The sequence below is a fragment of the Rhizobium sp. PRIMUS64 genome, from assembly GCF_023006465.1.
Taxonomy (GTDB): domain Bacteria; phylum Pseudomonadota; class Alphaproteobacteria; order Rhizobiales; family Rhizobiaceae; genus Rhizobium; species Rhizobium leguminosarum.
This window is the reverse complement of record NZ_JALBGX010000003.1, coordinates 125,716-140,436: the sequence shown is the minus strand read 5'-3', so window position 1 is coordinate 140,436 and position 14,721 is coordinate 125,716. Positions and strand designations below refer to the sequence as shown.

Genomic DNA, 14,721 nt, shown 5'->3' with positions numbered 1-14,721 from the left:
GGTCTGGTGGATAGCGACGGCGGCTGCGACGGCTTGCGGCCTCGCCCTGATCGCCTTTCATAGGAAGCCATGGACGGCGGTCGCCGCCATCGTGCTGATCGCGGCCCCGCATGTGATCGGTGCGCCAGCCGCGCCAGAGGGCCGGCATGCGCTGGCTCCGGAGGCGCTCGAACATCAGTTTATCGCCGCCGCAGCCATGACCAGCCTCGTCTTCTGGGCGCTGCTCGGATCGCTGACGGGCACGTTCTTCCGGCGTTTCGAGGCATAGGTGGAAGAGTTGCACCTCACATGGCGCGAGGATATCGACGCGCTCCAGTTTGACGCCGGCAATGGCGGCCACTGTTTCGTCCACCGGCTTGCGCTGCGGACATTGCTCGGCGCCAGTCCTTCGCCGGACGAATGCCTCGCCTTCGCCAGGCGGAACGCCCCTGCCTTGCTCAGTGCCGCCTGGCAGAGGATCGAGGCCGGCGTGGCACCGGCACAGCGGAATTTTCATCTCGACAGCCGGCAGATCCGCCGCAGCCTTTCGTAAGCTGGCAGGCTAATTGCATGGATTGAACATGCGGGCGTTTCCGGATCCGCATCGCAACAGGGGTCAAGGCAATGCGCATTGTTATTCTTTCCCCGCCCGGGGTCCAGTCTCTGGATATCGTCGGCCCCGCCGAGGTCTTCTGGGAAGCCGCCCAAAGGCTTGGCGACACGGATGCATACGACATACAGATCATGTCGACAGGAGCGGCGTCCGTCAACGGAACGGGCAAACTCCGCTTCCTCGCCGACCGGACGATCTTCGACCCGGACGAGCCGATCGACACGCTGCTTGTCGCTGGCGATCCGTCGTTCCAGACGATCGATCCCGAGGTTATCGCGTGGCTGCAGCGGCGGGTGCCGACGGTCCGGCGCTTCGGGTCGATCTGTACCGGCGTGTTCCTGTTGGCGGCTGCGGGGCTGCTCGACGGAAAGAACGTAACGACGCATTGGGAATGTGCCGGCAAGTTCGCCAGGGACTTTCCGGCAATCGATCTCGATCCCGATGCGATCTATATTCGCGACGGTGCACTCATAACGGCTGCGGGCGTCACATCGGGCATCGATCTGGCGCTCTCGCTGGTCGAAGAAGATCACGGGCGCGATGTCGCGATGATCGTTGCCCGCTACATGGTGATGTTCATGAAGCGTCCAGGCGGACAATCGCAGTTCAGCGCCCATCTCGTCGGCCAGATGTCTGAAACGACGCTGATCCAGAAGGCGCAGGAATATGTGCTGGCAAACCTCGGCGCTTCGCTCGCTGTAGATGATCTGGCGCAGAAAATCGGCATGAGCAAACGCAATTTCGCCCGGGTGTTCCGCCGCGAGCTCGGCATGACGCCAGCGGATTTCGTCACGGCGGCGCGAACCGACGCTGCCCGCCGTCTGCTGGAGGATACCGCCCAGCCGCTGCAGAAGATCGCCGCCATGTGCGGCTTTAGCGACGTCAATGCGATGCGCCGCGCCTTTGTGCGAACGATCGGAGTGAGCCCTAACCACTATCGTGGCCGCTTTCAACGTTCCGCGCCTGCCGGTATCGAACGATCCAAGTATATGGTTTATGAGACCCGCCAGCCGCGCCGACAGGAGCTGCGATTGTAATGGACGTTCATGCCCTGATCCCCGAAAACTGAAGGGGGACTCAGGTCAGAGGAAAATCCCGGCGGATTCGGTTGTGATCTTGCATCCGAAACTTACGCAACGAGACCAATCACCGTTGGCGTTTCTCATGCGCAGCGGCCTGACAAAACCTAGCTCTTGAGAGGATATGAACTTCTGACCCGCCAATCGCGGGCAGAGCTTACTCTAGCCATTTGCGACCGTGCTTTTGAAAGCGGTTGCGACAGAGAATCTAGACAAACTGTCTTCCAAGTCTTGATCATCAATGTGCATAGATCTAATGAGGCGCGCGTCAGTGACCTTGGGAGTTTAGAATGCAAGTTATGGTACGTGACAATAACGTTGAGCAAGCGCTCCGTTTTTTGAAAAAGAAGTTGCAGCGCGAGGGCGTTTTCCGGGAGGCCAGACTTCGGGAGCGTTTTGAAAAACCCTCCGAAAAACGTGCTCGTGAAAAAGCCGAGGGTATCAGGCGTGTCCGCAAGCTGGCTCGCAAAAAACTTGAGCGGGAAAGCGGTATCTCGGTCCCCAAGAAGGCGAGAGCTTCCGCTCGCTAGCAGGGATCGGGCGACGAATGTTTCGTCTGTCGACGATAGGACTTTCTCGTGCCCGAGATGTCCTTTGCGCGAGGGCGCACGGCTGCGCCCCGGGGCTGGAAAGGCCCGGCGGAGGGTGATGTGTTTATGGACTTGGCTCTGCTGCTTAGAGTTTGATCTGCGACAGCTGCCGGTCGAAATCACCTGCGTCGAAATAATCGCGCCACACGGTAATCTTCCCGTCAACCACCGTGATGGTCCCCATGACGGGGAGCGTAATGGTACCACCACTCTGGTGACGAAAGATGTCAACACGTTCGTTCAGGACGACGTTGCCGTCTGCCGCGATCGCTTTCACCTGCCAATCCAAGGTGAATGCGGTACCGATGCCGAACTCCTTGTGGAACTTCGCGACGGCGTCAGCGCCGACGATATTAGGGAGCGGGACGTTGTCGTAGACAACGTCGGAAGCGAGCATTGCCAAGGCCTCGTCGACGCGATTGGCATTCCAGTGGCCGAAAAACGTCTTGGCGATCTCAATTGGTGTAGAGTCTGGCATTGATGTCTCCATTGCTTTCGGCGCTGCAGTTCATTTCGAATAAGCATCAAGAGGTCGCTTGAGAAGCCGATGAAACTCGATATGTTTTATCGGACTTTCCGATGGGGCTGGTATGAAAGACGTTTCGCTTGAGCGCCTAAGGGCATTTGTCGCCGTAGCGGAGCAGGGAGGCCTTTCAGCGGCCGGACGCTTCCTCGGCAAGGCGCAGTCGGCGGTCAGCGAGGCCGTCATAGCCACGGAGTCGCAACTTGGTTATGCCCTATTCCGGAAGAATGGTAGGCGCACCGAACTGACTGAACATGGCAGGGCATTGTTGCCGGACGCTAAGGCTGCGCTCGATGCAGCCGATGCGTTCAGAGCCAAGGCGGCGAACTTTCAGGGTCACATTGAAGCGGAACTTGCGTTCGCGGTGGATGTGATGCTGCCAACATCGAGACTGACAGCCGTCATAGACAGGTTCAGGCGGGAATTTCCCCATACCGCTCTCTCGGTATATTCGGAGTCGCTCGGATCGACGTTGCAAACCGTCTGGGACAGCCAGGCTTCGTTTGCGGTCATTGGCACCTTGCCCGACGCGCCCTCCGAATTCGTGACGACACCGCTTTGCGACATACCCATGTGTCTCGTCGTCGGAAGTAGCCATCCTCTTTCAATGGAACGAGAACCGATCACGCATTCGGCGTTAACTCAGCACAACCAGCTTATAATATCAGACAAGACTTCTCGATCAACTGGGCGAACTTTCGGGGTGTTTTCGCAGAAGGTCTGGCGGGTGGCCGACCTGGGCTCGAAACAGGAATTCCTGCGTGCTGGCCTCGGGTGGGGGTTGATGCCAGTCCATCTCGTCGAAGAGGATTTGAAGACAGGACGCCTCCGGAGACCTCGGACCGAAGTTGAGAATTCACCGGATGGGTGGAAGCCAATACCCCTGTCAATTGCTTTTAAGCGATCACGCCCGCCTGGGCAGGGTGGGAGGTGGATGATCGACAATCTCATAAGCGAGTTGGCGTTACCTATAACTGATTGACAAAACGCGAAAGCCCGAAGAACGAAATGGGAGATTGCCCTGTCACCTGCCAAATAGGCCGGCGCGACGGAGGCCGGGCCACCAAGGTCATGGCTGAGGATATGGAAGCGTTCAACACCTTCGGCGTCCATCGGTTCAATCATGTCCTGCGCCATCGTGCTCGGCTCTAACCGCCGAGCGGCTTTTTTTTCGCTATCGGCGAACCCTCGGAGGTCCGAGACCTGCTCTGTCGCAGCGCTCGAACTGATCACATGCGGATGGGATTGTGCTGCGGGGGGGACGCTTGCAATTGTTTCTAGCCGCGCTTGACTGGCGCAGAGAAAAGACTTGTCTCTTACCGTTTCGCAGTTCTGCCATATATTTCAGAATATGCGAGTCCGGCGGACGATTGTGTGGCGTTTGGAGCTTTGGCGGTGGATGCCGTCAATCCTTGCTTTGCTGCTGACGTTGTTCTTGGCTTTGGGCCTGGCGACGCCCGCATCTGAAGCTGAGCGTGTCGCCATAGTCCTGAAGATGAACGGGGCGATTGGCCCGGCGACGGCCGACTATGTAAGACGCGGCCTTCAACGGGCCAATGAACGTGGCGCCAGCCTGGTTGTCCTGCAGATCGACACGCCCGGCGGTCTCGACACGTCGATGCGCGACATCATTCGTGCGATCCTTGCCTCCTCGATACCGGTCGCGAGTTTCGTTGCACCCAGCGGAGCACGAGCCGCCAGCGCCGGCACCTATATTCTTTACGCAAGCCATATCGCGGCAATGGCACCAGGCACCAATCTGGGTGCGGCGACGCCGATCGCACTTGGCGGCCGACCATCCGATGGTGACCGAAACGACAGCCCTGATACGACCGGCAAGCAGCGGCAAGTGCCGCGCGATGCCGGCGAGGCGAAGGCGATCAACGATGCGGTGGCCTATATCCGCGGTCTTGCGGAACTGCGCAATCGCAACGCCGACTGGGCGGAGCGCGCCGTGCGCGAGGCCGCGAGCCTTTCCTCCGCCGCCGCTCTGCGTGAGAAGGTCATAGATTTCGTGGCGGCCGATATAAACGATCTCCTCGCACAGGCGCAGGGCCGGGTCGTGCGGGTCGGTCAAACGGATGTCCGGCTCGAAACATCGGGTCTCATCGTCCAGGAACTTGAACCGGACTGGCGAACCCGCCTGCTTTCGGTGATCACCGATCCGAACATCGCGCTGATCTTGATGATGGTCGGTATCTACGGCCTGATCTTTGAATTTCTGACGCCCGGGACGCTGGTGCCGGGAACGATCGGCGGCATCTGCCTGCTGCTTGGTCTCTATGCTCTGGCCTTGCTGCCGGTGAGTTTTGCGGGCCTCGGGCTGATCATTCTCGGCGTGGGTCTGACGGTGGCCGAGGCGCATTCGCCGTCCTTCGGCGCACTCGGCGTCGGCGGCGGCATCGCACTGGTGCTCGGCGCTACCATCTTGTTCGACACGGACATACCCGGGCTTAAAGTTTCCTGGTCGGTGCTTGGCGCAATCGCCGTCGCCTGCCTCGCTCTTAGCCTTGTCATTGCCCGTCTCGCCTTCATCTCGCGCTGGCACGATGTCGTCACCGGCGGCGAGCAGATGATCGGAATTTCAGGCAAGGTCGACAGCTGGACGGGCATCTCGGGCTTCGTCATCGCTCATGGCGAACGCTGGAAGGCCATTTCAACTGAGCCGCTTGCCGCCGGCGACCGTGTGAAAGTGACCGGCCGGGATGGGTTGACGCTCGAAGTGGTCCGCAGTTCGCAGGAGGCCTAACGGCCTTCAGAATGCAGGAGAAAAAGTCATGGGCATGTTTGCAGATCTCGCCTTCTATCTTGTGATCATCTTTATTCTGCTCGTCGTCGTCGCATCTGCGATCAAGATCCTGCGGGAATACGAACGCGGCGTGGTTTTCACGCTTGGCCGTTTCACCGGTGTCAAGGGGCCTGGCTTGATCCTGCTCATCCCCTATGTCCAGCAGATGATGCGGGTCGACCTGCGCACGCGGGTGCTCGACGTGCCCGGCCAGGATGTCATTTCGCATGACAATGTTTCGGTCCGCGTCAGCGCGGTGATCTATTTCAGGGTCGTCGATCCCGAGAGGTCGACGATCCAGGTCGAGGACTTCATGATGGCGACGAGCCAGCTCGCCCAGACGACACTGCGCTCGGTGCTCGGCAAACATGACCTCGACGAGATGCTGGCGGAACGCGACAAGCTCAACATCGACATTCAGGAAATCCTCGACGCCCAGACCGATGCCTGGGGCATCAAGGTCGCCAATGTGGAGATCAAACATGTCGACATCAACGAATCGATGATCCGCGCAATTGCCCGGCAGGCGGAAGCCGAGCGCGAGCGGCGCGCCAAGATCATCAATGCCGAAGGCGAACAGCAGGCTGCAGCCAAACTGCTTGAAGCAGCCGAAACCCTCGCCAGGAAACCCGAGGCCATGCAACTTCGTTATTTGAGTACATTGAACGTCATCGCCGGCGAAAAGACCTCGACGATCATATTTCCTTTTCCGATGGAGTTCGGCAATTTGATGCCGCCCAAACCCGACCGATGACGACGCCTGCATTGTTTTTGCGGATGGAGCGATGGTCCTGCGGTCAAGGTGCTTCAGCCAGATTGCTGAGGTAGCAATGGCCGGCGCGGACAGCAGGAGAGAGAGAGAGCAGAATGATTAGTGCCGATCTGGGAAAGCAGCTCGAAACCTATATCCAGCAACTTGTCGACACAGGTCGCTATGGCTCGAAAAGCGAAGTCCTCCGCGAAGGTGTCCGACTGGTTCAGGACCGGGAGACCCGGCTTGCCGCACTGGATGCTTCCATCATGCGCGGCATTGCCGATGCCGAGGCGGGCCGGACTAAGCCAGCGAGCGATGTCTTCGAACGGCTCGAGGCAAAGTACAGTGTGATGGCTGATCAGGCCGAAAAATCGGCATGATCCTTGAATTTTCCGACGAAGCGGAGAACGATCTTGAGCAGATCGCCGATTACATCGCATGGGACAATCCACGCCGCGCCCTTTCATTCGTCCGGGAGCTCCGCAGCAAGTGCGAAGACCTCGTCGACAGCCCCAACGGTTTCGCCCTCGTTCCCCGCTACGAGCACCATGGTATCCGCCGACGCGTTCATGGCAACTATCTGATCTTCTACCGCTCGAGAACGCGAAGGTGATCATCAGCCATATCCTGCACGGCGCACCCACCGGCCTTTACTCGCCTCGCACAGCACTGGAATCTATCACGCGGCTGGTTCAATTCCCGACGCGGTGAAGCAGGCGAAGTCGGCGGCCGAAGGCAAGGATGTGAGCCTCATGGGTGGAGCCGACGTCTTTCGCCAAGCACTGGCCGGCGGGCTTGTCGACGAAATCGAGTTGCATATCGTGCCGGTGCTCTTTGGTGCTGGGACTCGGCTGTTCGACACGATGTCCAATCAGATCACGCTTGAGCCCACCAGCATGCTCGACACGCCGCTCGCTCGGCATATCGCCTATCGCATTGTGAAGTAAGCGAACGCAACCAGCCATGTCTGATTACTAAAGCATTTGAAACAGATAGGTCTTGTAACAGCAGGGTCGTCGGTTCAAATCCCACGCCTTGAAAGGACTCGAACCGGCGACACCCTATTCAAATCTGAGATTCGTTCTCCTGCAACAGGCTTGCAATCGATCCGGGGTTAAATGGGCAGGCACGCTCACCGTTCAAACCGGTCTAGCATTTTTCTCAACTGCGCGTTTTGCAGCGTTAGCTTTCTGGCCAACTGACCCCTCAGCACCTTGATCTCGTCATCGAGGCTCATCTCGTTTGCAGTGTGGATAACCTGACGATCGTTCGCTATCGCCACCGCTTCCTTGCCGCGGCTCCTTTGCTTGCGCGGTGCGACCTCGACAGTTCGCTTGATCCTAGGGGTATCATGTGCAGCGGTGACGTCGATACCAGTACCACCGGGTATAGCCGGATTAGCGACCTCCACCATTTTGGCGACATCGCCGTGGACCTTGTCGCGGACATTGTTTTCGGCTTCTTCGGAATGCACTGGCACTGCGGAGATTGCAGCGGCATGATCGTGACGAGGTAGCTCCTCACTTGCCGGTCGAGCAGCGCTAATCAGGCTCTCCTCGGCAAGCGTTTCAGTCGGACCCGAAATAGCCAACGCGTCCGGCGTAACCTTCTCGGTCGAGCCGTTTTCTCTCTTGTGTTCGCGTCCCGGGGAGATCAGTCGGGCAAGAAGTTTCCAGGGAGACGCCATCTATCCGACCTCGCGTTTTATCCCGCAAGCAGGCAGTGAGTTTTAGTTCCGGCAACAGCATTCACCGTTGCCAAATTGTTTATCTCAATACGCATGGAAATGCGGCCGGCGGTTGACCGGCTGCTTATATATCAATCGAGCTTGAGCCGTTTGCGCAAATCGGCATTTTCAGCGCGAAGTTTTTCAGCCAACAGCTTGCGCAGCCGCTGATTTTCCTCTTCTAACTGCAAAAGGTCTGCCATCTCATCGATCGCGGTCATCGGCGCGGCCGAGGCTGTCTGCTCAGCCTTTGGAGCACGGCTCACACGTGCACGTTTGGCACTGGACGCAGCTTCGATCACCTTTGCCTTGCGCCCTCTCCTCTTCCCACCACCGGCGCCGGTCAGAGCAGCCGTTGGCTCTGCCAAAGCGTCAGCTGACGCGGTCTCGAGTGCCGCCGCTTTCTTGGCGCGCGGTTTGCGCTGTTTTTTCGGCGCGATGGGCGTTTCGACAACGGTCGGAACAGCGGCACTCATTGCCGTATCAGTCTCGTCGGCCATGCTTATCTCCTGTGTATCTGATGCAGTTGTCGACGGCCCGGGAGGCGGTGTCAACAACGACTCGGGCTGATCTACTTTTGGTAAAGACATTTCATTGTCGGATTTGCCATTCTGAGAGCTGCCCGACAGAAAAGTCATTGCCTCTTCCTCCAGGTCTCGAGCGGCGGACTTTAGATCCGTGTTTCCCCAGATCGAGTTCGACTTGGGATCGAGTTTTCGTCTGCCGGTTTTGTACTCGACGGCAAAGCTGCGTTGCACTTTTTTCAATATAAGAGGCCTTGGAAAATCCGCGGAAGGGTTTGGTGATATGCTGGTACATCACGAATAGCGCCTACCGGACTACCAGTCTACACCCACCGTCATTTCCGATCACCGCACCATTCCCGGAGCAGAATTTGTGGCCAATCGGATGGGGCTGAGGACGGTCTATGCGCTCAACGTTCTTGAAGAGAAACGGCGACAAGTAGTTCGTCCCGAGACTTTCGCACAGGTTCCCGACAATCCATTACGCCACTAACACTGAAATAGCGGTGTCAACGGTTCTGGCGCGGCGAGGGCTTTCGAGGCCAGCACCCGGCTTGTTGCTATGGGGTTCACGTTTTAGGTCAGAAAGATCGCATAATGGATTTTATGGAACTCTAAAGTTAAGGTTACCTTCGTTCTATGCGAGAAATAGTCGTCCAAGTATTGGGCAACCACGCCCAGATGTAAGCGACGGTTCGGCAAACTCAACCGATGCGACTTTCGGGTAAGTCAGCCATGGGCTCGCCTCGGTAAAAGAGCCCGGCCAACGCACCGGTCAGAGGCGGTGCGCGATGACCTCGAACACCTGCATGACGGGCGGCCCGGCCAGAAAGGGCGCGGTCAGTGGTCGATTGGCCGCCATGTGCGGCGATGCGCGGTGCGCCTGAAGCGCGGCATCATCCTCGTAGATTTCAACGAGCGTGTAGCTGTCAGACAGAGTGGTCGACTTGAACAGTTCGTACAGGCGGTTGCCCGGTTCGTTGGCCTGTACCGCAGCCGCCTGAACGGCGAAGGCACGTTCGAATGCTGCACCGCTGTCAGGCGTGACTGCGAGTTCGACCATCAATCCAATGATCGTAGTGCCTCCGAAGCTTTGATAAACCAAGGCCCGACCCTGAAAGGGCCGGGCGGTGGTAGTTCACTCGTGCGACACGAATTCCTGCGTGGTGATAGCGTTGGCGTAGAAGGGTGCGATCTCGGCCACGAAGTCGTCCTTTTGCTTGCGGGTATAGCCGGCCGACGCGTCGTAGATGACGTTGGTGTGGTAGCCGAGGTCGTGGGCATTGCGCATCGAAGACTCGACGCACTGGCGCAGCGAAAAGCCCGACAGGTAGATCTCGTCGATGCGGTTGTTGCGCAAGTAGCCGTCGAGCGTGGTTCCGACGAAGACGCTGCTGCCGCCGGCGCGCTCGCGAACGACATGCTCGCCTTCCGCCGGCTCGAAGCCGGGGAAGAAATCGGCCTGCTCGCCCAGGAACGCGCCATGGTCGCGCGTCATCTTACGCAGGCCGTACTTGGCCTCGCCCAGCACCTTGAAGGTCGGCTCGAACTTCAGCGCTGCGTGGATCACGTGCAGGCCGCGACGGCGGGCCTCTTCGAGGATGATCTTCGAATTGGCGATCGCGGTGTCGACCTGCTCCCGGTCCTGAAACACCGGATAAATGCCGCCGGTCGGGGAGAGCCAGTCGTTGACATATTCGATCAGGATCAGCGCGCTATTGGATGGGTTGGTCATGGTATCTCTCCTTGGAATTCTGGTTGTTAAGCCGCGATCATCGCGCCTTGCTGGCGCAGGTGGTCGCGAAACAGGTCGGGATAGGTGTCGATCACGGCGTTCTTGACGCTGGATCGCTCGGCAAGTGCCGCGCGCCACGCCGTCACACGTGGCAGGCCAGCAAAGATCGGGTCCGCCACTTCCGGATCGATGATCCCGAAATTGCGGAACAGCGGTGCGTAGACCGCATCGACCAGACCAAAGTTCGCCCCGGCGAAATACGGGCCGTCGCCCAGTTCCGCTTCGATCTTGCTCAGCCGATCACGGAAGGCGGCTCGCCTGGCGTCGGCGGTCGCCATGTCCTTTGCGTGAAGGAACTGCCAGCCCTCGGCAAAGGTCTGGGTGGCGAATTCGATCCAGGCGCGATGCCGTGCACGCAGCAATGCATCGTCGGGGTACATCGCCGCGCCACCCTGCGTCTCGTTCAGATATTCGCAGATAACCACGCTTTCGAAGAGGATCGCCTCCCCACCGTTCGGTTGGCGCACCTTCAGCACCGGCACCTTGCCGGTCGGCGACAGGGCCAGAAACCAGTCAGGCTTGGCCGATAGTTCGACGTTGACCCGGTCGAACGCCACCCCCTTTTCGAGGAGGACGATCGCGGCACGCTGAACGAATGGGCACAGCGGGTGGCTGACGAGAGTGAGGCTTTGCTCGGTCATGACGGTGTCTCGATGTGCTGGAATGGAGATCAGAGCGACTGGCCGCCCGACACGTCAAACGTCGTGCCGTTGGCCCAACCGAGATCATCGGACAGAATTGCGGCGACCGCGCCACCGATGTCGTCGGGCTGGCCGACGCGGCCGAGCGCGATATTACCGGCAACAAAGTCGTTGATATGCTTGTCGTCGCGCACGCGGCCGCCGGCGAAGTCGGTGGCGATGGCGCCCGGCGCGATCGCGTTGACGCGGATCTGACGAGCGCCCAGTTCGACCGCCATGAACTTGGTCAGCGTCTGCATCGCCGCCTTGGCGGCGGCATAGAGGCCGTAGCCCGCCATGGTCGTGCGAACAAAACCCGAGGACACGTTGAGGATGCGCCCGCCGTCGACGATCAGCGGCAGCAGCTTCTGGGTCAGAAACAGCGGCCCGCGCAGGTGCATGTCGACCATCTGGTCGAACTGCTCCTCGCTCGCCTCGGCAACCATTGCGTAGAGGCCCTCGCCGCCGTTGTTGACCAGATAATCGAACCGGTCGGTCCCAAAGGTCGTCCTAAGCGTGTCGGTGACAGCCTGCGCGAAGCCGGAAAAGCTTGCCGTATCGGTGATGTCGAGTGCCAGCATCGCCGCCGTTCCGCCCAGGGCTTCGATCTCGTCGACCAGCGTCTGGGCTTCTGCGGCGCTGTTTCGGTAGGTACCGATGACGCCCACACTACGCTTGGCGAGATGCAGCGCCATGTTGCGACCGAGGCCGCGGCTGGCGCCGGTAATGAGAGCGATCTTCTGAGACATGGCTAGGTTCCTTGTGAATTGATTTTTCCAGACGGCACGCCGCTGAGGCGTCGCATTCGCTGCCAGTCAAATAGGCGATTGCTGTGTCCGACGCCCCGCCTAATGCTCTCAATTGCTTGCCTAATTGTCTCAAGCGCTTTGCAGATGGGAGAAATGGTGTCATACTCCTTGGCATGACCGACAACCTACAGCCGCATCGCGATATCGCGCTCCGCCACGGGCGGACCGGAATGACCCTGACGCCGATCCCGCGCCTGGAAATCGGCGTAGGACAAACGACCTCGGGAACGTCACCGTGTCTCTACCGCTCGATGATCTGCTTCATTCTGCAGGGATCGAAAGAGGTGGCCATCCACGACGACCTCCTGCGCTACGACGCGTCTCAATATCTGGTCAGCGCACTCGATCTGCCTTTGAGCGGCCAGATCCATGACGCTGACGACGGCAGTCCTTATGTGGCGATTTCGTTAGTCCTTGATCCGGCACTTCTGGCCGAGGTCGCATCGACGATGCCGGCGGTGCGCGACGCGGACGCACCAGGCAGCGGCATCGCGATCAATCCGATGACTCCGCCGTTGCGCGACACGCTGCTGCGACTGCTGGCGTTGCTCGACACGCCTGCGGACATCCCGGCGCTCGCGCCGATGGCCGAACGCGAATTGCTTTATCGTCTCCTGCAGGGCCCGCAAGGTCGACTGTTGCGCCACATCGCCCGCCCAGAAGGCGCGATCGGCGGCATCCGCCGCGCGGTCGAATGGATCCGCGACCGCGGTAATACGCGGCTGCGGATCGAGGCTCTGTGCGAAGCTGCTGGCATGAGCCGTGCGAGCCTGCATCGCCACTTTCTCGCGCTGACTGGATTGAGCCCGATCCAGTATCAGAAGCAGATACGCCTTCAGGAGGCGCGCCAGTTGCTGCTCGCCGGCGACCATAGTGCCTCCGACGTCGCCTATGCGGTCGGCTATGAAAGCGCCTCTCAGTTCAGCCGCGAATATCTGCGGCGATTCGGGGCTCCGCCCGTCCGCGACGTTCGCCGGCTTAGGCAGTCGATCAGCGACCATACGATCAGTTAGATGGCTTCGTTGTTATTGAGCACAGGCTGTCGAGCGAATTTGGCGTTGTTCGCGCCATGGCTAGCTCAAACTGGGGTTGTAACAGTCGGGCGCAATACCCTCCGCAACGTTCCTCCGATCAGTCCAAGCTTTCCTCTCGCGTACGACACAATCTACAGCCTTCGCCAGTTTTAGGATCAGCCTGCAGCGACCGTTAATCGCTGCCAGTCCCCTCCCATTCGCCCGTTGGGATCGAGGGTGAATGCACGTCCCCAGGCCAGATGCGCCTGCATACTCTTGCGCGACTTATCGATCTCGCCTTCGCGAATTGCGTCTACAATTGCCCTGTGCTGTTGCGCGTTCAAACTCAGCCGCTCGGGATGAATTCGGTGCAGGCGCCGCGAAAGCCTGTACATTTTGTCGCGCATCTGTTGCAGGGCCCGAACCATCTCGGAATTTCCATGCAGTTCGGCAAGCGTTGTATGAAAGTCCAGATCAAGCTGGTGGTAGCGGTTCGTATTGCGTATTTCCGCGCAGATATCCTGCTCGTCCAGTATCGCGTACAGTTGTTTTAATTGATCATCCGAAAGTTTGCCTGAGAGCGAGGCGACGACATGCACCTCGATCACCATCCGCATCTCGTAGAAATCTAAAATTTCACGGGCGGTGATTTCCGGGAGGCGGAGACCGCTGTTCATCATCGCCGTTAGCAATCCCTCCGCCCGAAGACGTTCGACTGCAGATCGCACGGGCGCAAGACCCAGCTTGAACCGCGACGCAAGCGTTCGTTCCGATAGGACCTCTTCAGACTCTTCGGTGAGCAGGAACTCTTTGATCGTCTGGTATGCTTCATCACGCAGCAGAACACGCTTCGGGCCGCCATCTTCATGATCGGGGCTAGAATTGTGTTTCATGCAGGTTCTCCTTCACAATCAGCCAAGCAATTTCAGTTTCGATTGCAGACGCCGCGAATGTTAGCCCCCGTAAATTGAACGAACGCGCGCTCAAGTAAAGCTGCCAACTGCTGACTTTAATAAGAGCACGTTTCACGGTTCACAGAAAGCGACAGGACGAATTGGCGACCCCGAACCTTCCTTGATTTTCATAGGAGTGGCGACAAAGAGGCTGCGCAGAGAAAGCTGATGGAGGTTCGTGAGCATCTCAATAATCAATATGCCGTTTGGCAACCAGTGGGTGGTGTGCCCTGTCGTCTCTTGACCGACACCATCGATCACGGCCATATCGCATGCAACGGTATCGCAGCCGATCGCGCGTATGCCTCTCTCCTTGAAGTAGATGATCGCATCCTCCTGGATTCCCGGAGCGTTCTTGACAAACCAGATACTCTGATCGTCGGTGCGCCAGAAACGCTGCATCCAGCCGAAGTTGATCAGCGGAATTTCGCCCTCTCCGACCTGCACGCCTTTTTCCGCCTCGTAGGTTTTCACCATGTCCAAAGAAATCAAATCTCCTGGCTGGAGATCCTTGTCCGAAAAATCGTAGAGCACTGCGGGCGCAATAAGCACGTCTGGTGGGAAGGTATCGATTGTCACGTGCATAAGGTCATCGTGAAAATGCGCAGGCGCGTCGACGTGCGTGCCGGTATGTTCAGAAATCATCAGCAACTGGCTGTAATATCCATCGCGCGCCTTCAGTCTCGCCTTGTCGATCACGAGCGGCGGATGCATCGGCCAGTTTGGAATTCCACGCTCAAGCGTCGGCGACAAATCCACGACTCGCATACTTCTAATCATCGCTCCGAGCTGGGTGGCAAGACCGGACTGGTTTCCGGCATGATTCAACTGGTTGTTTACGATCGTCTCCACGTAGCGTCTTCTTCCGTGACAAGCATTTTACTCTTCCAGGTTT

Annotated in this window: 19 protein-coding genes and 1 pseudogene; 11 read left to right on the top strand and 9 right to left on the bottom strand. The window is 58.7% G+C overall.

Annotated elements, in window-relative coordinates; translation table 11 throughout:
• From MOV76_RS03000 to rpsU, 4 genes are all read left to right on the top strand, one after another.
• A partial coding sequence (locus tag MOV76_RS03000; protein WP_247263788.1) for a CbtA family protein occupies positions 1–268 on the top strand: 268 nt, incomplete at its 5' end.
• Positions 269–532 carry a hypothetical protein gene (locus MOV76_RS02995; RefSeq protein ID WP_247263787.1) on the top strand — a complete coding sequence of 88 codons (264 nt, stop codon included), beginning with the start codon at positions 269–271 and terminating at the stop codon, positions 530–532.
• Between the two features lie 71 nt (positions 533–603).
• The gene (locus MOV76_RS02990; RefSeq protein ID WP_247263786.1) at positions 604–1,629 is read left to right on the top strand and encodes a GlxA family transcriptional regulator; all 1,026 of its coding nucleotides are present in this window, start codon (positions 604–606) and stop codon (positions 1,627–1,629) included.
• A 332-nt stretch (positions 1,630–1,961) separates the two neighbouring features.
• Positions 1,962–2,201 (top strand): 30S ribosomal protein S21, encoded by a 240-nt coding sequence (rpsU, locus tag MOV76_RS02985; protein WP_018444470.1) that lies wholly within the window; start codon positions 1,962–1,964, stop codon positions 2,199–2,201.
• A gap of 145 nt (positions 2,202–2,346) precedes the next feature.
• Here the strand turns inward: rpsU and MOV76_RS02980 are convergent, their stop codons facing one another.
• Positions 2,347–2,739 (bottom strand): limonene-1,2-epoxide hydrolase family protein, encoded by a 393-nt coding sequence (locus MOV76_RS02980; RefSeq protein WP_018517424.1) that lies wholly within the window; start codon positions 2,737–2,739, stop codon positions 2,347–2,349.
• A 112-nt stretch (positions 2,740–2,851) separates the two neighbouring features.
• Here MOV76_RS02980 and MOV76_RS02975 point away from each other — a divergent pair, with 112 nt between their 5' ends.
• From MOV76_RS02975 to MOV76_RS02950, 6 genes and pseudogenes are all read left to right on the top strand, one after another.
• Entirely contained in the window at positions 2,852–3,766 is a 915-nt protein-coding gene (locus MOV76_RS02975; RefSeq protein WP_247263785.1) for a LysR family transcriptional regulator, read from the top strand.
• Positions 3,767–4,183: 417 nt separating this feature from the next.
• Positions 4,184–5,533 carry a nodulation protein NfeD gene (locus MOV76_RS02970; protein ID WP_247263784.1) on the top strand — a complete coding sequence of 450 codons (1,350 nt, stop codon included), beginning with the start codon at positions 4,184–4,186 and terminating at the stop codon, positions 5,531–5,533.
• 28 nt (positions 5,534–5,561) lie between these two features.
• Positions 5,562–6,326 (top strand): slipin family protein, encoded by a 765-nt coding sequence (locus MOV76_RS02965; RefSeq protein ID WP_247263783.1) that lies wholly within the window; start codon positions 5,562–5,564, stop codon positions 6,324–6,326.
• Positions 6,327–6,439: 113 nt separating this feature from the next.
• Positions 6,440–6,706 (top strand): type II toxin-antitoxin system ParD family antitoxin, encoded by a 267-nt coding sequence (locus MOV76_RS02960; RefSeq protein WP_065275895.1) that lies wholly within the window; start codon positions 6,440–6,442, stop codon positions 6,704–6,706.
• A pseudogene (locus tag MOV76_RS02955) lies at positions 6,703–7,037 on the top strand (type II toxin-antitoxin system RelE/ParE family toxin). The gene MOV76_RS02960 and the pseudogene MOV76_RS02955 overlap by 4 nt, the downstream one beginning before the upstream one ends.
• Positions 7,034–7,273, top strand: coding sequence for a dihydrofolate reductase family protein (locus MOV76_RS02950; protein ID WP_247263782.1), 240 nt, complete (start codon positions 7,034–7,036; stop codon positions 7,271–7,273). The pseudogene MOV76_RS02955 and the gene MOV76_RS02950 overlap by 4 nt, the downstream one beginning before the upstream one ends.
• Positions 7,274–7,458: 185 nt before the next feature.
• On the opposite strand, the gene MOV76_RS02945 is transcribed toward MOV76_RS02950, so the two are convergent.
• The 6 genes from MOV76_RS02945 to MOV76_RS02920 all read right to left on the bottom strand — a co-directional run bounded on the left by MOV76_RS02945 (position 7,459) and on the right by MOV76_RS02920 (position 11,800).
• Positions 7,459–8,013 carry a hypothetical protein gene (locus tag MOV76_RS02945; protein ID WP_247263781.1) on the bottom strand — a complete coding sequence of 185 codons (555 nt, stop codon included), beginning with the start codon at positions 8,011–8,013 and terminating at the stop codon, positions 7,459–7,461.
• 131 nt (positions 8,014–8,144) lie between these two features.
• Entirely contained in the window at positions 8,145–8,819 is a 675-nt protein-coding gene (locus tag MOV76_RS02940) for a transcriptional regulator (RefSeq protein WP_247263780.1), read from the bottom strand.
• A gap of 532 nt (positions 8,820–9,351) precedes the next feature.
• The gene (locus MOV76_RS02935; protein WP_210299141.1) at positions 9,352–9,639 is read right to left on the bottom strand and encodes a putative quinol monooxygenase; all 288 of its coding nucleotides are present in this window, start codon (positions 9,637–9,639) and stop codon (positions 9,352–9,354) included.
• A gap of 75 nt (positions 9,640–9,714) precedes the next feature.
• Complete coding sequence (locus MOV76_RS02930; protein WP_131609565.1) at positions 9,715–10,311, bottom strand: isochorismatase family cysteine hydrolase; 597 nt, start codon at positions 10,309–10,311, stop codon at positions 9,715–9,717.
• A 26-nt stretch (positions 10,312–10,337) separates the two neighbouring features.
• The gene (locus MOV76_RS02925; protein ID WP_247263779.1) at positions 10,338–11,012 is read right to left on the bottom strand and encodes a glutathione S-transferase family protein; all 675 of its coding nucleotides are present in this window, start codon (positions 11,010–11,012) and stop codon (positions 10,338–10,340) included.
• Positions 11,013–11,041: 29 nt separating this feature from the next.
• Positions 11,042–11,800 carry an SDR family NAD(P)-dependent oxidoreductase gene (locus MOV76_RS02920; protein ID WP_247263778.1) on the bottom strand — a complete coding sequence of 253 codons (759 nt, stop codon included), beginning with the start codon at positions 11,798–11,800 and terminating at the stop codon, positions 11,042–11,044.
• A 173-nt stretch (positions 11,801–11,973) separates the two neighbouring features.
• Here MOV76_RS02920 and MOV76_RS02915 point away from each other — a divergent pair, with 173 nt between their 5' ends.
• Positions 11,974–12,873, top strand: coding sequence for an AraC family transcriptional regulator (locus tag MOV76_RS02915; RefSeq protein ID WP_115156436.1), 900 nt, complete (start codon positions 11,974–11,976; stop codon positions 12,871–12,873).
• 176 nt (positions 12,874–13,049) lie between these two features.
• Here MOV76_RS02915 and MOV76_RS02910 read toward each other — a convergent pair whose 3' ends face one another.
• On the bottom strand, positions 13,050–13,766 hold the full coding sequence (locus tag MOV76_RS02910) for a GntR family transcriptional regulator (RefSeq protein WP_247263777.1): 717 nt from the start codon (positions 13,764–13,766) through the stop codon (positions 13,050–13,052).
• Positions 13,767–13,898: 132 nt separating this feature from the next.
• Positions 13,899–14,678, bottom strand: coding sequence for a cyclase family protein (locus MOV76_RS02905; protein ID WP_247263776.1), 780 nt, complete (start codon positions 14,676–14,678; stop codon positions 13,899–13,901).
• Positions 14,679–14,721: the final 43 nt, after the last annotated feature.